Raw genomic sequence first — 19,906 nt, 5'->3', positions numbered from 1 at the left:
CTGTAGGTAGTGTCCATAAGGGAGTGATTGGTTTTTTGATAGCTGTACATAGTAGCCAAACCGGGCACCAATGCCAAATTGAATTACGAAAAGAAGAGGTTATTGAATAAAAAGAGCACAAAAACGTCAAAAATGTCATCTTTAGTTAATCTGCCGTTTAGTTGTGCCCTTTTGTTTTAGAAATAGTATTGAATAGATAGCTCGATAAAATCGTCATCTCTAGCAAAGTAGAGCAAATCATTTGGTGTTTCATTTTTAAACAACCAAGCATCAATTTGCCACTTAACGTGATTCGATATTCGGCTCGACGCCTCTAACTTAGCATTGTAAACATCAGCGTTATCTAAATCCTTCGTGATTCCCGTCAATACTTCCGTTCCGTCCTCATCATTGAGCGCCCAACGAATACCTGCAAACACATCATTTTGACCGATAGTTTGTGCGTTGTTCCCTCGACTGTCATAGAGGTACTCACCAATAACTCCCACATCCCAAACCGTGTCAAATGCACCGACGAAGGTATACTCAAAACCCGTCACAAGACCGACATGATTATCAGCGCTATCTCGATAAACACTTTCTAGTTTCCATAACCAATCGCCAACAATTCCTTGCACATCGAGACCGACATGACTCATCAGAGCGTAGTAAGGCTTTAATTCTCCGTACTCAAAACGAAAGTAGGGATCCCGGTTTGTTCCATATAAATAGCTTAGGCCTACGTCCCAATCGCCAAGCATTTTCGAATATCGAAAAGCCACATCTACGTGCTTCTCTTCTCTGCTTGATTCATAGATAGCATCATCAGAGACAACGGGTTCGGTTCGCAAGCGGCCATCTGTACCCGCAAACGTTCGTTCCCTAAAGTAAGGTAACAACATTGCGTGGACGGTACCCCAGTCTTTGAAAGAGGTAAAATGTAACATCGGCTGACCGAGCTTATCTTCACCATCAACGGCTTCAATAGAGTCTGTTTGGTTTACTACATCAACTAAATGGGCTGATTCAGTCACTCCCCAAAAGACCTTACTAATCCCAACTCGAAGCTCATAATCATCCCAATAAGTCAGATAAAGTGCCTCTCGTATGTCACCATGACTTCGCTCATCGTCTAGACCATCCAGACGATAGAAAGGTGTGAAAGTAAAGTTTGCATCACCATTTTGCATCTCCCAGTAAAATTCTGGCTGCAAAACCAATGACGTTTGCGCTTTGCTCTGACCCTGAGAGCCCGTTTTAAAAAACTGACGATGCTCAATATTGACTTGTCCTGCGAGCTCGACGGCAGTCAGAGGCATCGAGTAAAAAAAGGCTGCTGCACTAAGCAACAACCCAACATTTAATCGCTTCATTTTTCCTCCACTACCTCACTCGCTTCAACACATTCTTATGAAAGTCATTGTCTTGTAATCCAGTGTTAAAACGCATTTCGCTAGTCGTTAGCTCAGTACTTTTTCCTGTTTGATGGTTTGTCATCGCCATAGTGTGCGCTCGCCAATATTGGTTGAGATATTGCTTGTAATCGGAAAAAGAAAGCGTTTTTAACAAAGAGCCTTTGCGGTCGTAAAACTCAACTTTAAGTGGACGATAATGCGCTTTATCTAACCACACCGTTTGCTTGGTATAACCTGAGTTCTTATCGGTCGGAATTTGCTCTACGACGAAAACATCTTGCCCGTTTATGCTGTCATCTTTTAGGTAGTTGAAACGGTATTTTTCAATCTCAAAGGAACTGAGATCCTCATACGCGAATTCACTGCCCATAAAAGGACCTGATTTGTTACGCGAGGAAATACGTTTCACACGTTTCAGTGCAGGAAGGTAAAGCCATTGGTCATCGGCACCCACCGTATGAGAATGGTTGAGAAACGCCGTGCCTTTTACATCTCTCGGTTCATCAAATATCGTGAGCCCTTTGTCACCATCGCCATCAACTTCAAGTGATTGTAAGCGCATTAAACGTGTGCTGCTTTCTCCTTGCGCGTTTCGCAGAATCATTTGCATCGTAGCAACAGAATCCCCCCACCCTCCATCACGGGCTTTGCGCTCTTGGGCAATTTCTAGTCCTTTGGCTTCATCCGCCAACACCGCATGACTCATAATAAGCGAGACAGAAAGTACTGATACTTTTAAGGCATTTTTTACTAAATTCATGTTCAATCCTTTAATTCGTTATGACTGAGTAACAGTCTTGGTTTGAGAGTCAGTTGATTTAAGCTTATTTCGGCGCTCTACCTCGTCGTAAACGCCTTTGTCAAACAACATCAGTAGAGTCGGTAGAAAGATGAAATCCACAACAAGAGCAATGAAGATAACAATGGCACTCAACTGTCCCATATCGGCATTTAAGCGGAAGCTCGACATCGCCAGAACAGAGAAACCAGCAACAAGCACGACCGTCGTAATCCAAAGCGCGCGCCCCACGGTGCGAAAGGCGTAGCGAACCGCTTGCTCCGCACTGTGGCCATCTTTACGAGCGTGTTGATATTTAGAAAGAAAGTGAACGGCGTCATCGACAACAACACCAAGCGTTAATGTCACAACGACAGACAATCCCAAGTTAATCTCGCCAGAAACCAGCGCCCAAATACCAAAACCAATAAGCGCAGGAGCAATATTCGGGACAAGACTAATTAAGCCAAGCTTGAACGAACGCAAGGCAAAGATCAGTAATGCAGAGATTAAGACAAGAGTAATGGGCAAGGTTGACAGCATGCTGGCCATATTCGTTTCACCAATATGCGCAAACATCAATGAAGGACTAGACGCAACAACATCATATTGAGGCGCGTTTTCGTTAAACCATTGGTAAATGCGATTTTCCAAATCAACAAGCTCGACGCTGCCCAAGTTCTCCACGGTGAGAACCATCTTGATCGACGACTTATCTACATTGATTTGGTTGTTCAAATCTAAACCATACGGTAGTGACATTTCATAAAGCAGCAGATATTGAGCCGCTAATTCTCTGTCTTGAGGGAGCGAGTAATAAGCCTGATCATCTCCATGCATGTTCTTGTTTAGGCGCTTATAAACATCGCTCAAGGTCGCAACATGGTCCGTTTCTGGCTGCAACCTTAGCCAGTCAGTAAATTTACCCACGGAATTGAGAAAATTAGGATCGGCAATGCCCTGCGATTCGTTAGTTTTTATCGCGATACTGATGTTCGCCATGCCACTGATTCGCTCTTCCATAAAATCAGCCGCTCGGCGAAATTCATTGCTATGGCCAAAGTACTCGACGGATTCATCATTGACTTTGTTCAGCGGAATCAAGCTCGCACTCGCGACAATAACAAGCACCGACAACGGCAATAACGCATGTCGCTTTGACACCACGAAATCTCCTAAATGATCCATAAAGTGCTTTCTTTCATCAGAAGTATCCGACTTCACCGTAACCGGAAGGATATTAAGCAAGGCGGGAAGTAACGTGATGGAAAGGAAACAAGCAACCATGACGCCAAGGGCTGATAGGTTGCCGAAATCTCTCAGGATTGGAGAATCCGACATATTCATCATTAAAAAGCCGATCGCGGTGGTAATGGAGGTAATCAAGATAGGCATGAAATTGAGCGCAATACTTCGCTCAATAGAGTGGGCTTTACTAAAGCCGTTTTGCATAGACTGACGCATTGTCGCGATGATGTGTACACAGTCTGCGACGGCAAGCGTCATCACCAAGGTAGGCACATTAACGGTCGCCGTGCTTAAGAACATACCAGCCCATCCTGACAAGCCCATTGTCACCATAACCGAGCCGATAATAACGATGAGCGTCGCGATGACGCTAAGCAATGAGCGCAACATGATGGTCAGAAACACCAATATCACTAGTAACATAGTAGGCACTAATGTTGCGCTATCATCTTGGGCTGCGGTCATAAATGCGTAGTTCATTGCAATAATACCAGCCTTGTGGAATTCCGTGTCTGGGTACACTTGCTGATAACGTTCAATCATTCCGTTTATGTAAGCAACCACCTCTTGTACTTCAGCAGTTTTATCTATTTCAGGGAGTTGGACCGTAATGTTTACGACCGTGACATCTCCTTTTTCAGAAATCAGTGAACTTTTCAAAACCGGCTCACTCAACGCAATACTTTTGACTTTCTCTATTCGTTGAGGTGTCAATTCATATTCGCTATACAGTAAGTCTTCGACAAGAAGATCATCTTCAAACGCTTCGGTATGCTGGTAGTTGGCGAGGGAATCAACGCGGGTGGAGTATGGAACTTGCCACGCCTCGTCAGTGATCTGCTGAATAAGAGATAATGTACTAGGAGTAAAAACAGTGCCGCTCTTTGGCGCTATAACCAAAGCAAGACTGTCAGATTTTGCAAAGGTGGTTTGAATTTCATCAAACGCAAGTAACTGCTCATTTGTTCCATCAAAGAAGATGTCGTAATCTCCTCTAAAGTAAAGATTTTTTCCTCCAATAGTTGCTATGACAATCAATAAAACGGTAGCAAGCATCACCAATACACTGTAATTCGTTGGTAGCTTACCCCACCCTGAACGGGCGTATTGTTGAACGTTGTGATGTGGCATCACACTCTCCTTTTGTGACGTTTCGTCAAATTTAAAAACTAAAAAAACAGCAAATGCTGTAAATAACCAGACAAACTCGACATGCAAACTTTAGATCGAATGAATTTGGCTACATAAGTCAGTTTTTAGTAACTTCCTATGCTTCTCGTGATCATTGGCTGAACGCCAACCCTCGAGATTTAATGACGATTCGTCACAATAGTGCGATAAAAAAGCCAACCATAACGTCAGATTGGCCTTTCCAGTTTATTAGCGATTCACTGACTCTAAATAAGCAAGCTCTTCACTAAATAACTCCTGCTCCACTCGACGCCAGGTTTTACGGTAGTCCCATTCTGTAGATAAAGGCGACCAACCTAAACCATCAAGTAACATATTCGCGTTGTGCAGTACTGAGAATGGGTCTTGAATTCGCTGAATACATCGACTGTTCGATGCATTTTGCGCCAAAGCGTTTGAACCGAATGCAATAGACCAGTTGGCGAATACAATAGCATCAGAACCAATTGCGGGAGAAAACTTAAGATCACCACATTCTACCGCATTGTTCACCAGCGCATCAGCACCATCTATTACTTGTTCTTCCAAGTTATTCAGTTCATTCACACGTTTAGGCGAAGCCTTCTCTAGAACCCAAGGCGTCTTTGCAACAATCGCACAAGTTGATAGTACTGGCTCCATACGAGCGTAAATACGATAACCTACATGCATCGCAATGATTTTTTCTCTGGTATTGCCATTAAATTTGGCGGTACGTTCGAAAAATATTGCTTCGCTTTTCAGCGAATGAATACAAAGCGCAAGAATCACATCTTCTTTGCTGCAAAAATGATTGTAGATCGTCCCTTTAGAATAAGGGCTTGACGCTGTAAGCTTGTCCATCGTTAAGTTGGCAAAGCCTTGCTCTTGAACTAAAGACTTAGCCAATTGAATAAGCTCTATCTCACGATCAGCAATCGCCTGTTGCTTTTTTGTTAGCCCTGAAGACACACGACATCCGTCTTGCTTGCTATATTTTTTACAGCGAAAGTTAAACATAATCCTTTGATCCGTATACCAACACACTCCCAATAATTGTAACACGATTCTTTAATACGGGAACGCAACTAAAGTTGACGAACCGTCACAAATGACACTTCGTCATAATAGATCAAAAAACAAACATTTCAAGTATGAATTTATAATTAGAAGATAAATAGCTACCAATTATGCATACCCAAGTAGCTACAGGATGCTTGGTTCAACGAGAATGGTTTCTTTGTAGAGGAAGCGAGAGAGGCTTTGGGAGGAACAACGAAGGAAATCAGCATGTTAAAAATAACGAAAGTAGATGCTGAACAGGTATTATTCGAAATAAGCCCAACACACTTTAAGTCTGAATTAAGAGCAAACACCGCTGAATGCCCTACTTACAAAGTATTTGCTGTCTTAGGCTTTTTCTTTTGCAACGCCCTTTCAGAAACTCTCTTCAAAAAAGGCTCAAAATCTATATAGATAGGCTTGGCTTATCACCTGCAGCTGCGATGGCATAACGAATATCATCAATAAATCGCCCCTCTGTCTCAATAATGCCGTCAGAGAATGTGACTGGCTGATGTGGCCCAGCAAGTAGAACAATATTAGTAAAATCAGAGACATTAAAGTTCTCTGCTACAACATTTTTGGAATGAAAATCAATGACGGTCTTTGCAACTTGATCTTCCAGTAACAAAAGCTGTTCTTCAGTAATTTTCATACGCGCCAAAGCAACGCGAACACACTTATCGTGGGTAGTCGTCTGCTCTTTTATGATTTCGGTATATTTGTCGTTGAGCTTGGAGTTCTCTGCATAGCTATAATATAAAGGCCCGTGCAGCGTTATATTTTTATCTTCATCAACGTAAACGAGATCCAACAACTCTAATGCTTTTAAGTAATCAGACATGCTCTGCTCAGACAAGTCATACTTTTTCTTTAAAATAGAATAACCGTCTTTACCTCGAAGCATTCTCAATTCACGATAAAAGTCGTAAAGGTGAGGGAATTGAAAGAATACTTCATCCTGTGTGCGACTAAAGTAATCCTCGTCTTCACCTTGCAATTGATTTGCGAGCTTTTGTAGTTCATCTAACGTGCAATCAACCGCTCTACAATATTCCAGCAACTTATCTAAAGCGAGATTCGTGCTTGTAAGATGTCTCTTAAAGGTAGATAGTGGCATACCCATTTTCTCAGATAGCTCTCGATATGTTAGCCCTTTTGTTTTAATCGCTTGGCGTAATGCGGCTAGCAAGTATTCGGGAGTCAGATCTCTCATCTACAATTCCTTTTGGCAATGTTACAGCTGTATAGTATTTGTAACAATTTAGAACCGCTTGGCAAGGTATAAGTTCATATTTTTATAAGAAAAACATGAATTAATATACCGAAAAGAGAATTCACACAACAAATGAAAAATTCAATATGAATTCAATTTCATTATAGATATAAAATAATATGCAAAATAAAAGTAAAGCAATTACTCTAAATCATCGTGATTAATTTTAATAGTAACGTAAAGTTGAGAATATAAACCTATTCTCTCTACAAAAATCTAGAATAATTAACCTAAAAGGAACAGAACGGTAAATGCATAATAATTCACCGCTCTCTATTAGCATTTTTGCAATGCTATTCAAGTAGACTAGTCCGCTAGTTTCACTGCAGTACCAAATGCCAAAATTTCCGAAGAACCATCTACGATTGAGCTTGTGGTAAATCGAATCCCTACTATTGCATCGGCACCTTTAGATTCAGCGTCCGCCACCATGCGCTGTATAGCAATATCACGCGCGTCGGTCATCATTTCCGTGTAACCACGAATTTCGCCGCCAACAATGCTCTTGATACCCGCCATGAGGTCACGGCCAATATGCTTTGATTGAACAACATTACCAGTTACAACCCCTCTGATTTCAGAGATCTGCTTGCCAGGAATGCTTTCGGTCGTTGTGTAGATCATTTTTAATCCCTTATAAACGTAAAAATTTATACCCAAGCTACCTTATAACTAACATAAGATGCTAACCAATAAATTGAGAACACTGATAAACAATACTCTAAATAGCCAAGCTAAAAGTCATTTGGGTATAAATTTTAGCAATAAAAAAGGAGAGCTAATGCTCTCCTTCTCTTAATCCTAAACTGCTAATTAAAGAGCAGCTTTCGCTTTTTCAACTAGAACTGCAAATGCAGCTTTGTCGAATACAGCGATGTCCGCAAGGATCTTACGGTCGATCTCGATAGATGCTTTCTTCAGACCGTTGATGAAACGGCTGTAAGATAGACCATTTTGACGAGATGCCGCATTGATACGTGCAATCCATAGTTGACGGAATTGACGTTTCTTAGCGCGACGGTCACGGTAAGCGTATTGACCAGCTTTAGTAACTGCTTGGAAAGCTACGCGGTAAACACGTGAACGCGCACCGTAGTAACCTTTAGCTTGTTTTAGAACTTTCTTATGACGTGCACGAGCTTGTACACCACGTTTTACGCGAGGCATTATGCTTCTCCTAAACTAAACGATTGATAACTAAAAAGAATTAAGCGTATGGCAACATACGGATTACTGCAGCCACTTCACATTTTGGAAGGATTGCATTCGGACGTAGTTGACGCTTGTTCTTAGTAGTACGCTTAGTCAGGATGTGACGTTTTGTAGCGTGCTTGTACTTAATACCACCAGCAGTTTTCTTAAAACGCTTAGCAGCACCTTTGTTGGTTTTCATCTTAGGCATGATGAATAACTCCGCATTGAGTAGGTTTAATAAACAACGTAATTAGGGCGAACAAAACCCAGCCATATGCCTTTATATAAAGGAAAGCGGCTAGGTTTTAATTACTTGATGAGCCGTTAATTACTTCTTTTTAGGGGCTAGCACCATGATCATCTGGCGACCTTCAATCTTCTTAGGGAAAGATTCAACTACAGCAATTTCTGCAGTATCTTCCTTAAGACGATTTAGAACGTCAACACCGATGTCTTGGTGTGCCATCTCTCGGCCACGGAAGCGAATTGTTACTTTCACTTTGTTGCCTTCTTCAAGGAAACGCGTCAGGTTGCGTAGTTTTACCTGATAGTCTCCAATATCAGTTCCAGGACGGAATTTTACTTCCTTGATCTGGACCTGCTTTTGCTTCTTCTTCTGCTCTTTAGCAGTTTTGCTCTTCTCGAAGAGGAACTTACCATAGTCCATCACACGACAAACAGGTGGCTCGGCGTTAGGACTGATCTCAACGAGATCCATACCAGCTTCTTCAGCAGCTGCAATGGCTTCTTGAATCGATACAACACCAACTGATTCACCGTCAGCGCCTGTTAGTCGAACTTCACGAATACCACGAATTTCACCGTTGATACGGTGCGGGTTTTGTTTTACCGGCTGTTGGCCACGTCTTCCGCCTTTAATAGCTTATTCCTCCAGATTGAGCTTACGGCTAGAGATCTCGTCTTGGATGTATGCAATAAAATCATCCACTTTAAATTTACCAAGATCTTTACCTTTACGAGTACGCACTGCAATTTCGCCAGCTTCCATTTCTTGGTCACCAACAACAAGCATATACGGTACACGCTTCAAAGTATGTTCGCGGATTTTAAAGCCAATCTTCTCATTTCTCAAGTCCGCTTTAGCTCTAATTCCACTTTTTTGTAGTTTTTGTACTATTTCTTGAACATAACCTGACTGTTTATCAGTAATGTTCATAAGAACTGCTTGTTCTGGCGCCAACCAAGTTGGGAAGAAACCAGCATATTCTTCGATAAGGATACCAATGAAGCGCTCTAGTGAACCTAGAATCGCACGGTGAATCATTACCGGTACAAGACGTTCATTGTTTTCACCTACATAAGTTGCACCTAAGCGACCTGGTAGGTTGAAGTCTAGCTGGACAGTACCACACTGCCACGCACGGTCTAGACAATCGTATAGTGTGAATTCAATCTTAGGACCGTAGAACGCACCCTCGCCTTCTTGAATTTCGTATGGGATATCCATCGATTCAAGAGACTGCTTCAATGCTTCTTCAGATTGATCCCAGATTTCATCTGAACCTACACGTTTCTCTGGACGAGTAGACAGTTTCACTACGATGTTGTCGAAACCAAATGTTTGGTACGTATCGTACACCATCTTGATACAGTTTGTTACTTCTTCTTGAATTTGGCTCTCAGTACAGAAAATGTGAGCGTCATCCTGAGTAAAGCCACGTACACGCATAATACCGTGTAGTGCACCAGATGGTTCGTTACGGTGACATGAGCCAAACTCAGCCATACGTAGCGGTAGGTCACGGTACGATTTTAGACCTTGGTTGAAGATCTGTACGTGACCTGGACAGTTCATTGGCTTAATCGCGTATTCGCGGTTCTCAGAAGAAGTTGTGAACATTGCATCAGCGTATTTGTCCCAATGCCCAGAGCGTTCCCAAAGAACACGGTCCATCATAAGTGGACCTTTCACTTCTTGGTAACCGTACTCATCTAGCTTAGCGCGGATGAATACTTCTAGATCACGGAAGATAGACCAACCATTGTGATGCCAGAACACCATACCCGGTGCTTCTTGCTGCATGTGGAATAGGTCTAGTTGCTTACCAATCTTACGGTGATCACGCTTCGCCGCTTCTTCTAGGCGAGTTAGGTGCGCTTTCAGTGCTTTCTTGTCGTGGAAAGCCGTACCGTAGATACGTTGAAGCATTTTGTTGTCGCTGTTACCACGCCAGTAAGCACCTGCAACATTCAGCAAAGTGAAGTGTTGACAGAAGCTCATATTAGGAACGTGAGGACCACGACACATGTCGATGTATTCTTCATGGTGGTAAAGGCCTGGACGATCATCGCGAGATACGTTTTCGTCTAGGATTTCAACTTTGTATGGTTCGCCACGTGATTCAAACGTATCACGCGCTTCCTGCCAGCTTACTTTTTTCTTAACCACTTCGTACTTGGTTTTCGCTAGCTCTTTCATACGCTTTTCAATCTTTTCAAGATCTTCTTGCGTTAGAGATTCGTCTAGGTCGATATCGTAGTAGAAGCCATTGTCGATGGTTGGACCGATCGCCATTTTAGCTTGAGGATAAAGCTGCTTAAGAGCGTGACCAAGAAGGTGAGCACAAGAGTGACGAACGATTTCTAGACCGTCTACTTCATCTTTAACTGTGATGATTTCAAGGCTTGCGTCTTCTTCAATTAGATCACACGCATCAACGCGGTTACCGTTTACACGACCAGCGATAGTTGCTTTTGCAAGACCAGGACCGATCGATTGCGCAACTTCCATAGTAGAAACTGGGTTGTCAAATTGACGCTGACTGCCGTCAGGAAGAGTAATAATAGGCATGCTATGTCCTTTACAGTGGTGTTGCACACCAAGCAACACATGTTATTCAAATTAGAAGCTATTTGTTGAAAATAGTTGAGAGTCAATAAAGGCCTCTCGGTAACACGAATACCGGACCGTTATCGAAAATGGGATTGTACCTAGCTCACATTTAGAATGCAAAGCGCGATTTTGTTTTGTCATAAGAACTTAACCGCAGACCCGTCACGACAATCTGATCATGCTTTTTAAGAGACCGCATAACTTGTAAACGGAATTGCCCCCCAATGAACTTACACAACAAATTACAATATCGCCTATTACGTTTGAACCGATACAAAGCTTAACACGCTTGGCGAGAGCTCAACGTGCGATTTAGGTATATAGTTGTTTTATAGAGTAGTTTGTATGTAGGTATTCATCATGGTCTATTTCAAATCGCGCTTTATGGTACTTCTAAGCACCTCGATATGTTCTTTGCAAGCCTTCGCATCAAATGACTTATATGGCCCGCTGCGTTCTTACGCACAATCCCCAATGCAAGTGGTTAGTCACACCAACATACTGCGTTCAGGGCATAGTCTGCCCTCTGGTTTTGTCGAAGCCTATGGTTCGGGAACCGTGGCAAGTGTTTGGGCTCATACTGATGAATACGCACTGGATTATTACCACAATCAAATCGAATTAGGCAGCAAATGGCAAGTCAGCAACCGTTGGCAGTGGGAGCTCAACTATCGATGGGTCTTTGCCGCTGACAACCATTTAGATGGACTGACGAAAAGCTTCCATAAACTTTTCGGTATCGGACAAAATGGGCGGGATAAAGTAGACAGAGATCGTTTTTACATTTCAATGCCGCAATATAATGTGCTTGAAGATGATTTCGAAGGACAAACACTAGCCAATAACCTATCTACTTACTTACAGTATCAAGTGTTCCAAAATGAACATCACGGCCTATCGATTGGCGGCAGTTTGTATTTTAACGATGTGGCTCACGGTACTTTTCAAGGTAGCAGTTTCGAGCAAGGCTTCCAATTAAACTACAGCTACTTAAGTGATGCTCATGCATTTTATTCGATGATTGGCATGACTTTTCGCTCGGATGACCGTGCCTTGCTCGATCTGCCCTATCGACATAATACGATTGCCATTGCGGGTGGGTACCGTTATGCCTTAGAAGATAACCATCACCTGATGTTGGAATATCATTGGTATCAAGGGTCAACAGAAGGGCCCACAGAGTTTGCTGATGCCTCTAATGAACTGGTATTGGGCTATCGATATCTAATGGAAAATTCAGCGCTTGAGTTTTTAGCCGTAGAGAACGCAAGAAACATGGATAACAGTACCGATATCGCTTTCACAATAGGATATCGGTACATATTTTCATCAAGGTGATGAGAGCTATAGATTTAGCGTTGGTGCCACTGCGGCTGCGACTTGAGCATCGGTTGCATTGATCGGCAACGTAAACGAGCGATATTGGTCACCAGCCAAACTGAGCGAACGGTCAATCTCTGCCAAACAATGCATGACCTGCCCTTCCAGAATAAAAGAGAGCTCAATTTCTTTTGATGAGATAAAGCCGCTGTTACGGAACTCTAGCTCTTGATAAATACCAGAGCGAGAAGCAAACGAGCCACCGCGCAAAAAGCCTTTTTCAACATCGGCTTTAACCATAGTGAAGCCAGCTTGCTCGATCGCTTGAATAACCCGAGATGCTACTGGTAGTGGTTTCACTTCAATATAGTCACGGTCACGCGGGTCAATCGCAAAATCAATATCTAACGTCGTCTCGACCCAAACATGACATTGATTCTTAAGTGCGCTAACCGCAGTAATTGGCGTTTCATCATGCAGTTTTAGCTCAAACGGAACCTGCTTTTCTTCATTAGGTTGAATCACAAAAGGGTCAACTGCTTTCAATTGATCAATAGTGAAGGTTTGGTAACTTACGCTATCATCCACTTCGACTTTCATTTCCGTGTTCAATTTAATCGTAATAGCATCAATTTGTTGTTCGACGTCTCCGCCTTTGATATGAACATGCCCTTTCAGCGTCGCTCCTTGAAACACGCTCATTTCGTCCAAAATGGTATCTACTTTTGCAGAGCCGATCCCCAGTGATGCTTTCAATTTTTTAAACATACTTTTCCTTTTTTAACGACTTTTCTTCTAATAATCGTTTGTTTACACAATTGTTTTCTGCTGTGCAAGCAATAGACCACAAGAAAATGTTTGAATTCAATCATCAATCCAAATAATGCTCAACAGCAAGAGTCATTCAGCTCTGCAATAGGATTGTTCGGTCACTAAGCGGTACATTCGTCGAGAAATGTTTGCAATTTGTACCTAAATTAAGCAGTATTTGTATAGTCAAATAAAGGGAAATCATTATGTCTGCACCACTCTACATTCAAATTAAACAATTTATCCTGGATAAAATTGATGCTGGAGAGTGGGTAGTTGGTCATCGCATCGCCACCGAGATTGAGCTTACCGAGCAATTTGGTGTCAGTAGAATGACAGTGAACAAAGCAATTCGGGATTTAGTAAATGAGGGCCGATTACAACGTCGCCCACGCTTAGGCACGTTCGTGTGTGATCCTGGTGAAAAGTCAGAATCTCCCCTGCTAGACATTCGAAACATTGCCGAAGAAGTCAGCGATAGAGGGCGAAAGTATGGCAGTAAAGTGCTCAAACAGATTGCCATAAAAGCAGATGACAACATTGCGATAAAACTCGGCGTTATGCTAGGCACGACAGTGTTTTACAGTGAAATTATTCACTATGAAGACCAAACGCCGATTCAATTGGAGCTCCGCTGGGTGAATAGCCAATATGCCCCGAGTTATTTAAATCAAGACTTCACACAAATCACTCCAAATCAATACCTGTCAGATAATTGCCCACTCAGCGCGATAGAACATACTGTAGAGGCAATTGTGCCTGAAAGCCGTATTAAGCAAGACTTAAAAATGCAAGCCAATGAGCCTTGCCTTCTCTTGAATCGCAGAACGTGGAGCCAAGATAAGTTAGTCAGTACCGCCCTACTTTATCACCCTGGTAACAAATATAAGCTGAGCTCAAAAGTGCTCATTTAAGGGCAAGATTGGTCCTCTAGATCTACGTTTTGATCACATTTTAGCAACATCAATCTTGTCAGTGTTCTTATTTTGCTCTATTTATTTGTATATACATTTAATGATACAAATAAACACAGGGACACAAACATGGATTTGCTGATTGAAAACGCACGTCTGGTCACCATGCAGTCGGGAGAGCGCGGTTATCTGCCAACGTCTCCTGCTCGTATTGGCATTCAATCTGGAAAAATCGTTGCGATCAGCACCTGTGCAATTGGTGAAGACGAACCGCAAACCGAGTCTCTGCTGTCTGCCCAACATTACGCTCAGAGTATCGACCTTCAAGGCAAGTTAGTTCTGCCAGGTTTGATCGACTGCCACACTCATCTTATTTACGCGGGCAATCGTGCCAACGAATTTGAAATGCGCTTAAGCGGCGTGCCATATCAAGAAATTTCCAAACAAGGCGGTGGGATACTTTCAACGGTGCATGCGACGCGTTCAGCAACCGAAGCGCAGTTAGTTGAGTTAGCGTTGCCACGTTTAGACGGGCTACTCGCGAGCGGCGTCACTTCTGTCGAAGTGAAATCAGGCTACGGATTGACACTGAATGATGAAGTAAAAATGCTCCGTGCAGCCAAAATGCTTGAACAAGAGCGCAAAGTTAAAATCACGACTACACTTCTCGCCGCTCACGCCATTCCGCCAGAGTTCCAAGGTCGTGCAGATGATTATATTGAGCACATTTGTCAGGACATAATCCCTGTTGTCGCAAAGGAAGAATTAGCTACGAGTGTCGATGTTTTTTGTGAATCGATTGGTTTCAATCTTGAACAAACAGAAAAAGTGTTTGTAGCTGCAAAACGCCACGGCTTAAAGGTTAAAGGGCATACTGAGCAACTTTCTAATCTCGGTGGTACAGCCCTCACTGCGCAATACAACGGTCTGTCAGCGGATCACATCGAGTTTTTAGATGAGCAAGGTGTTAAAGCACTTGCTCGATCAAACACCGTCGCCACTCTATTGCCTGGCGCTTTTTATTTTCTAAGAGAAACTCAGTTACCACCGATTGAGTTGTTGAGAGAGCATAACGTGCCGATGGCAATTGCTACGGACGTCAACCCAGGTACATCACCATTTTCTGATCTCACACTCATGCTGAATATGGCGTGCACGCTATTTCGCCTTACACCGCAAGAAGCACTGCGTGGTGTAACGCAACATGCAGCCAAAGCTCTGGGTTATCAAAACTCACGTGGCGAAATCAAAGTAGGGTTTGATGCGGACTTCTCTATATGGGATATCGAAAGCCCTGCGGATTTAAGCTATCAAGTCGGAGCAAAACGTCTGGTAGGTCGTATAGTAAATGGTGAATACATTTCACACGGAGGCCAATAATATGTCTCAATTCGACCTACACTCTCCCCTATTTCATTGGCAAGGCCGTCATGATGCCGAGGACGGCAAGCTTGGTCAGCGAATTCATCACGTTGTTCAACGCCAAAAAGCAGATGAGTTGAGTGCCGTTGCGCATGGCGTCTCATTACTCGGTTTTGCTACCGACGCTGGCGTTGCGAGAAACAAAGGACGCATTGGCGCGAAAAAAGCGCCAGACTTAATCCGACGAGCACTCGCTAATTTAGCATGGCACCAAGACGCCCCACTATATGACTTAGGTACTGTGGTGTGTGAAGACGACTTACTGGAAGAGAGCCAAGCTCTATGTGCAGCAACCATTTCAAGCGCACTGCCCCATACGCCAGTCATCGTGCTGGGTGGTGGGCATGAGATTGCGTGGGCCTCGTTTTCCGGCTTAGCGGAATATTTTAAAGCGCACCATCCAGAGAAGAAGCCTAAAATCGGCATTATCAATTTCGATGCGCATTTCGATTTGCGCGCATTCGAGAGTAACCTCGCCGACATAAGACCGAGCTCTGGTACACCCTTCAACCAAATTCACCATTTTTGTCAACGTAACGATTGGGACTTTCATTACGCTTGTATTGGTGTAAGCCGCAGTAGCAACACTAAAGCGCTATTTGAAAAAGCAGATGCGTTAAATGTTTGGTATGTAGAGGACAATCAGCTCTGCTACTTAAACCACAGTTATCACTTAACTCAGCTTCAGCATTTTATTGACGACTGTGACTACCTCTATTTGACTATTGATCTGGATGTATTCCCTGCTGCAACCGCACCTGGAGTCAGCGCACCAGCAGCTCGGGGAGTGAGTTACGACACAATTGCCCCCTTTTTAGATCGAATTCTTCATTACAAAAATAAGTTAATGCTGGCTGATATCGCCGAATACAACCCAAATTATGACGTCGATAGTCAAACAGCACGATTAGCTGCCCGTTTGTGTTGGGATATCGCCAACGCAATGGCGGAAAAACAGCACAAACCATAATGCATCCCAGATGCCACTGATTATTACGACCAAGCAAGTACTTGGTCATCACGAGAAACTAAAGGAGTCTGAAATGACACAGCGCCAGGGACAAGATCCACGACTTGATACAAGCAGAACAATTCGTGCACCTCACGGAGATAAACTGCGCGCAAAATCTTGGCTAACCGAAGCCCCTCTTCGTATGCTGATGAACAACCTTGATCCTGATGTTGCAGAACATCCACATTCACTGGTTGTATATGGCGGCATTGGCCGAGCAGCGCGAAACTGGGAATGTTACGACAAGATTGTTGAAGTACTTGAAAGACTCGAAGATGACCAAACGCTTTTAGTTCAATCAGGCAAGCCTGTTGGTGTTTTCCCTACTCATAAAAATGCCCCACGCGTGCTTATCGCAAACTCAAACCTTGTTCCGCATTGGGCAAACTGGGAACACTTCAACGAGCTCGATAAACAAGGCTTGATGATGTACGGCCAAATGACCGCTGGCAGCTGGATATACATTGGCTCGCAAGGTATCGTACAAGGCACATACGAAACGTTCGTATCTGTTGCAAAAAAACACTTTGACGGTGACGCAAATGGCCGTTGGATTCTAACAGGTGGTCTTGGTGGCATGGGTGGTGCTCAACCTCTCGCTGGTACAATGGCGGGCTTCTCCATGATTGCAGTAGAGTGTGATGAATCACGTATCGATTACCGCCTACGTACAGGCTATGTCGATAAGAAAGCGACTTCTTTAGATGAAGCGCTAGCTATCATTAAAGAGTCAGACACACCAGTATCGGTTGGTCTACTAGGTAATGCAGCAGACGTTTTCTCTGAGCTGGTAGAACGTAATATCACGCCTGATGTCGTAACAGACCAAACGTCTGCACACGACCCGCTCAATGGCTATTTACCACAAGGCTGGAGCATGTCTCACGCAGCAGAAATGCGTTTGCAAGATGAAGCAATGGTCGTAAAAGCAGCGAAAAAATCCATGGCTGTGCAAGTTCAAGCGATGTTAGAGCTGCAAAATCGCGGCGCCGCAACACTCGACTACGGTAACAACATCCGCCAGATGGCCTTGGAAGAAGGCGTAGAAAACGCATTCGATTTTCCTGGCTTCGTTCCAGCCTACATTCGTCCTCTATTCTGTGAAGGTATCGGTCCTTTCCGTTGGGCTGCTCTCTCTGGCGATCCTGAGGACATTTATAAAACCGACCAAAAAGTAAAAGAGCTAATTCCAGATAATCCGCACTTACATAACTGGCTAGATATGGCTCGCGAACGCATCCAGTTCCAAGGTTTACCTGCGCGTATTTGCTGGGTTGGTCTTAAAGATCGTGAGCGTCTTGGTCAAGCATTCAACGAAATGGTGAAAAATGGCGAACTTAAAGCGCCCGTTGTCATTGGTCGAGATCACTTAGATTCTGGCTCTGTAGCAAGCCCGAACCGTGAAACCGAAGGTATGATGGACGGTTCTGACGCCGTATCAGACTGGCCATTATTAAACGCGCTACTCAACACGGCGGGCGGCGCAACTTGGGTTTCACTACACCACGGTGGTGGCGTAGGTATGGGCTTCTCGCAACACTCAGGTATGGTTATCTGCTGTGACGGCAGTGAAGATGCCTCAGAACGTATTGCCCGCGTGCTGCATAACGACCCAGCAACAGGCGTGATGCGTCATGCTGATGCGGGATACGATATCGCTAAACAATGTGCAGCAGAGCAAGGGCTAGATTTGCCAATGCTCAACGAAGAACTGAAGAAGCTCAAGTAAGGATGAAAGAGATGTTAAATTTAACGCTAAAGCCAGGTCATATTAGCTTAAACGAACTACGCCAAGTGAGCCGTTCACCAGTCAACCTTACTTTGGATCCTGAAGCCATTCCGGCCATTGAAGAAAGCACACAGGTCGTAGACCGAGTCATCGCGGAAGATAGAACGGTTTACGGAATTAACACTGGTTTTGGGCTATTGGCTAACACACGAATAGCACCAGAAGATTTAGAAACACTGCAACGCAGTATCGTTCTTTCTCATGCGGCAGGTATCGGTGAGTTTATGTCAGATGAAACGGTTCGTCTGATGATGGTATTAAAAATCAATAGTCTGTCTCGTGGCTTTTCTGGGATTCGCCTAAAAGTCATTAATATGCTGACCGACCTAGTCAACGCACAAGTTTACCCTTGCGTACCTAAAAAGGGCTCTGTTGGCGCATCAGGTGACTTAGCTCCTCTAGCCCATATGAGCACTGTATTACTGGGAGAAGGACAAGCTCGCCACAACGGTAAAATCATTTCCGGGCAAGAAGCATTAAAAATCGCAGGTCTAGAGCCTATCACTCTGGCGCCAAAAGAAGGCTTAGCGCTACTAAATGGGACTCAGGCATCCACAGCGTTCGCATTGGAAGGCCTGTTTATCGCGGAAGACCTTTTCGCGTCAGCAACCGTTTGTGGTGCAATGTCTGTTGAAGCCGCTCTCGGCAGCCGACGTCCATTCGATCCGCGCATTCACCGTGTACGTGGTCATCGCAGCCAAATGGACGCAGCACTCGCATACCGTCACTTGTTAGACACATCGAGTGAAATAGGTGATTCGCACACTAACTGTGAAAAAGTACAAGACCCGTATTCTTTGCGCTGTCAGCCTCAAGTGATGGGCGCGTGTTTACAGCAAATCCGCAATGCGGCGGAAGTATTACAAGTAGAAGCGAACTCCGTATCAGATAATCCGTTGGTGTTTGCTGAAGATGGTGACATCATCTCTGGCGGTAACTTCCATGCGGAGCCTGTTGCAATGGCAGCCGACAACCTAGCACTTGCGATTGCCGAGATCGGCAGCTTGTCTGAACGTCGTATGGCATTACTTATCGATAGCGCGCTATCAAAACTGCCACCGTTCTTAGTCGACAATGGTGGTGTGAACTCTGGTTTCATGATTGCTCAGGTTACCTCTGCTGCGTTAGCAAGTGAAAACAAAACACTCGCTCACCCAGCGTCAGTAGACAGCTTGCCAACATCTGCAAACCAAGAAGATCACGTGTCAATGGCAACATTCGCGGCTCGCAGATTGAAAGAAATGGGCGAAAACACTCGCGGTATTCTGGCTGTCGAATACCTCTCAGCAGCACAAGGCCTAGACTTTAGAGCGCCAAACAAGTCCTCTGAGCGTATTGAGATTGCGAAACAAATGTTGCGTGAAAAAGTATCGTTCTACGATAAAGATCGCTACTTTGCGCCGGACATTGAACAGGCAAACACTCTGCTTAAGCTGGCTATCCACAACACGCTCATGCCAGAGAGCTTGTTACCAAGTATTCAATAATTAAGCATAACTGGCATTTCATCGAATAAACAGATGATGACTTGAAGGCTCTACGTTCTGCGTGGAGCCTTTTTACATACGATTAAACATGTTGATGGCACTGTTTATGAACGCCTGTCTACTTTGATGGCTATACTTTAAAAGATAGGCGAGCGAAAAGGTCGTTGTTTATTGCTTTCACAAAAAAAAGCGTTGCT

18 protein-coding genes are annotated in these 19,906 nt (G+C 43.9%); 7 read left to right on the top strand and 11 right to left on the bottom strand.

Annotation, left to right across the window (positions count from 1 at the left end; all coding sequences use genetic code 11):
• Positions 1-176: 176 nt before the first annotated feature.
• The 4 genes from R7190_RS05655 to R7190_RS05640 form a co-directional block, all read right to left on the bottom strand.
• The gene (locus tag R7190_RS05655) at positions 177-1,352 is read right to left on the bottom strand and encodes a hypothetical protein (RefSeq protein ID WP_064353839.1); all 1,176 of its coding nucleotides are present in this window, start codon (positions 1,350-1,352) and stop codon (positions 177-179) included.
• 10 nt (positions 1,353-1,362) lie between these two features.
• Positions 1,363-2,154, bottom strand: coding sequence for an outer membrane lipoprotein-sorting protein (locus R7190_RS05650; protein ID WP_064353838.1), 792 nt, complete (start codon positions 2,152-2,154; stop codon positions 1,363-1,365).
• A gap of 18 nt (positions 2,155-2,172) precedes the next feature.
• The gene (locus R7190_RS05645; RefSeq protein ID WP_064353837.1) at positions 2,173-4,551 is read right to left on the bottom strand and encodes an efflux RND transporter permease subunit; all 2,379 of its coding nucleotides are present in this window, start codon (positions 4,549-4,551) and stop codon (positions 2,173-2,175) included.
• 249 nt (positions 4,552-4,800) lie between these two features.
• Positions 4,801-5,589 carry a TetR/AcrR family transcriptional regulator gene (locus R7190_RS05640; protein ID WP_005377913.1) on the bottom strand — a complete coding sequence of 263 codons (789 nt, stop codon included), beginning with the start codon at positions 5,587-5,589 and terminating at the stop codon, positions 4,801-4,803.
• Positions 5,590-5,859: 270 nt separating this feature from the next.
• Between R7190_RS05640 and R7190_RS05635 the strand changes: the two genes are divergently transcribed.
• On the top strand, positions 5,860-6,045 hold the full coding sequence (locus R7190_RS05635) for a hypothetical protein (RefSeq protein WP_031780965.1): 186 nt from the start codon (positions 5,860-5,862) through the stop codon (positions 6,043-6,045).
• On the opposite strand, the gene R7190_RS05630 is transcribed toward R7190_RS05635, so the two are convergent.
• From R7190_RS05630 to thrS, 6 genes are all read right to left on the bottom strand, one after another.
• Positions 6,038-6,847: a helix-turn-helix domain-containing protein gene (locus R7190_RS05630; protein WP_005385480.1), complete on the bottom strand. Its 810-nt coding sequence runs from the start codon at positions 6,845-6,847 to the stop codon at positions 6,038-6,040. The two genes, R7190_RS05635 and R7190_RS05630, sit on opposite strands and share 8 nt — an antisense overlap.
• Positions 6,848-7,213: 366 nt before the next feature.
• A complete protein-coding gene (locus R7190_RS05625; RefSeq protein WP_005377919.1) occupies positions 7,214-7,531 on the bottom strand; it encodes a heavy metal-binding domain-containing protein in 318 nt (105 codons plus the stop codon).
• 189 nt (positions 7,532-7,720) lie between these two features.
• On the bottom strand, positions 7,721-8,074 hold the full coding sequence (gene rplT / locus R7190_RS05620) for a 50S ribosomal protein L20 (protein WP_004727974.1): 354 nt from the start codon (positions 8,072-8,074) through the stop codon (positions 7,721-7,723).
• Positions 8,075-8,114: 40 nt separating this feature from the next.
• Entirely contained in the window at positions 8,115-8,309 is a 195-nt protein-coding gene (gene rpmI, locus R7190_RS05615) for a 50S ribosomal protein L35 (RefSeq protein WP_005377932.1), read from the bottom strand.
• A gap of 120 nt (positions 8,310-8,429) precedes the next feature.
• A complete protein-coding gene (gene infC, locus R7190_RS05610; protein WP_080276913.1) occupies positions 8,430-8,981 on the bottom strand; it encodes a translation initiation factor IF-3 in 552 nt (183 codons plus the stop codon).
• Between the two features lie 3 nt (positions 8,982-8,984).
• Positions 8,985-10,913, bottom strand: coding sequence for a threonine--tRNA ligase (gene thrS, locus R7190_RS05605; RefSeq protein ID WP_005395892.1), 1,929 nt, complete (start codon positions 10,911-10,913; stop codon positions 8,985-8,987).
• Positions 10,914-11,315: 402 nt separating this feature from the next.
• Between thrS and R7190_RS05600 the strand changes: the two genes are divergently transcribed.
• Complete coding sequence (locus R7190_RS05600; protein ID WP_017821819.1) at positions 11,316-12,293, top strand: DUF3187 family protein; 978 nt, start codon at positions 11,316-11,318, stop codon at positions 12,291-12,293.
• A gap of 6 nt (positions 12,294-12,299) precedes the next feature.
• On the opposite strand, the gene R7190_RS05595 is transcribed toward R7190_RS05600, so the two are convergent.
• The gene (locus tag R7190_RS05595; RefSeq protein ID WP_017821818.1) at positions 12,300-13,043 is read right to left on the bottom strand and encodes a sporulation protein; all 744 of its coding nucleotides are present in this window, start codon (positions 13,041-13,043) and stop codon (positions 12,300-12,302) included.
• A gap of 248 nt (positions 13,044-13,291) precedes the next feature.
• Here R7190_RS05595 and hutC point away from each other — a divergent pair, with 248 nt between their 5' ends.
• The 5 genes from hutC to hutH all read left to right on the top strand — a co-directional run bounded on the left by hutC (position 13,292) and on the right by hutH (position 19,709).
• Positions 13,292-13,999 (top strand): histidine utilization repressor, encoded by a 708-nt coding sequence (hutC, locus tag R7190_RS05590; protein ID WP_042521962.1) that lies wholly within the window; start codon positions 13,292-13,294, stop codon positions 13,997-13,999.
• 129 nt (positions 14,000-14,128) lie between these two features.
• Entirely contained in the window at positions 14,129-15,379 is a 1,251-nt protein-coding gene (gene hutI, locus R7190_RS05585; RefSeq protein ID WP_053306946.1) for an imidazolonepropionase, read from the top strand.
• A 1-nt stretch (position 15,380) separates the two neighbouring features.
• Positions 15,381-16,391: a formimidoylglutamase gene (gene hutG, locus R7190_RS05580; RefSeq protein ID WP_033905138.1), complete on the top strand. Its 1,011-nt coding sequence runs from the start codon at positions 15,381-15,383 to the stop codon at positions 16,389-16,391.
• A gap of 73 nt (positions 16,392-16,464) precedes the next feature.
• On the top strand, positions 16,465-18,162 hold the full coding sequence (gene hutU, locus R7190_RS05575; protein ID WP_033905347.1) for a urocanate hydratase: 1,698 nt from the start codon (positions 16,465-16,467) through the stop codon (positions 18,160-18,162).
• An 11-nt stretch (positions 18,163-18,173) separates the two neighbouring features.
• Positions 18,174-19,709, top strand: coding sequence for a histidine ammonia-lyase (gene hutH / locus R7190_RS05570; protein WP_064368094.1), 1,536 nt, complete (start codon positions 18,174-18,176; stop codon positions 19,707-19,709).
• The last annotated feature ends 197 nt before the right edge of the window (positions 19,710-19,906 follow it).

The sequence above is a fragment of the Vibrio sp. 1078-1 genome (assembly GCF_033340475.1).
This window is presented reverse-complemented; position numbering and strand designations above follow the sequence as displayed.

What these genes read in the sequence shown, in the direction of transcription:
- R7190_RS05655 (WP_064353839.1), bottom strand. Translation starts at nt 1,352, where the DNA reads ATGAAGCGATTAAATGTTGGGTTGTTGCTTAGTGCAGCAGCCTTTTTT.
- rpmI (WP_005377932.1), bottom strand. Translation starts at nt 8,309, where the DNA reads ATGCCTAAGATGAAAACCAACAAAGGTGCTGCTAAGCGTTTTAAGAAA.
- R7190_RS05630 (WP_005385480.1), bottom strand. Translation starts at nt 6,847, where the DNA reads ATGAGAGATCTGACTCCCGAATACTTGCTAGCCGCATTACGCCAAGCG.
- hutI (WP_053306946.1), top strand. Translation starts at nt 14,129, where the DNA reads ATGGATTTGCTGATTGAAAACGCACGTCTGGTCACCATGCAGTCGGGA.
- hutH (WP_064368094.1), top strand. Translation starts at nt 18,174, where the DNA reads ATGTTAAATTTAACGCTAAAGCCAGGTCATATTAGCTTAAACGAACTA.
- R7190_RS05635 (WP_031780965.1), top strand. Translation starts at nt 5,860, where the DNA reads ATGTTAAAAATAACGAAAGTAGATGCTGAACAGGTATTATTCGAAATA.
- hutU (WP_033905347.1), top strand. Translation starts at nt 16,465, where the DNA reads ATGACACAGCGCCAGGGACAAGATCCACGACTTGATACAAGCAGAACA.
- hutC (WP_042521962.1), top strand. Translation starts at nt 13,292, where the DNA reads ATGTCTGCACCACTCTACATTCAAATTAAACAATTTATCCTGGATAAA.
- hutG (WP_033905138.1), top strand. Translation starts at nt 15,381, where the DNA reads ATGTCTCAATTCGACCTACACTCTCCCCTATTTCATTGGCAAGGCCGT.
- R7190_RS05650 (WP_064353838.1), bottom strand. Translation starts at nt 2,154, where the DNA reads ATGAATTTAGTAAAAAATGCCTTAAAAGTATCAGTACTTTCTGTCTCG.
- R7190_RS05625 (WP_005377919.1), bottom strand. Translation starts at nt 7,531, where the DNA reads ATGATCTACACAACGACCGAAAGCATTCCTGGCAAGCAGATCTCTGAA.
- R7190_RS05595 (WP_017821818.1), bottom strand. Translation starts at nt 13,043, where the DNA reads ATGTTTAAAAAATTGAAAGCATCACTGGGGATCGGCTCTGCAAAAGTA.
- rplT (WP_004727974.1), bottom strand. Translation starts at nt 8,074, where the DNA reads ATGCCTCGCGTAAAACGTGGTGTACAAGCTCGTGCACGTCATAAGAAA.
- R7190_RS05600 (WP_017821819.1), top strand. Translation starts at nt 11,316, where the DNA reads ATGGTCTATTTCAAATCGCGCTTTATGGTACTTCTAAGCACCTCGATA.
- R7190_RS05645 (WP_064353837.1), bottom strand. Translation starts at nt 4,551, where the DNA reads ATGCCACATCACAACGTTCAACAATACGCCCGTTCAGGGTGGGGTAAG.
- thrS (WP_005395892.1), bottom strand. Translation starts at nt 10,913, where the DNA reads ATGCCTATTATTACTCTTCCTGACGGCAGTCAGCGTCAATTTGACAAC.
- R7190_RS05640 (WP_005377913.1), bottom strand. Translation starts at nt 5,589, where the DNA reads ATGTTTAACTTTCGCTGTAAAAAATATAGCAAGCAAGACGGATGTCGT.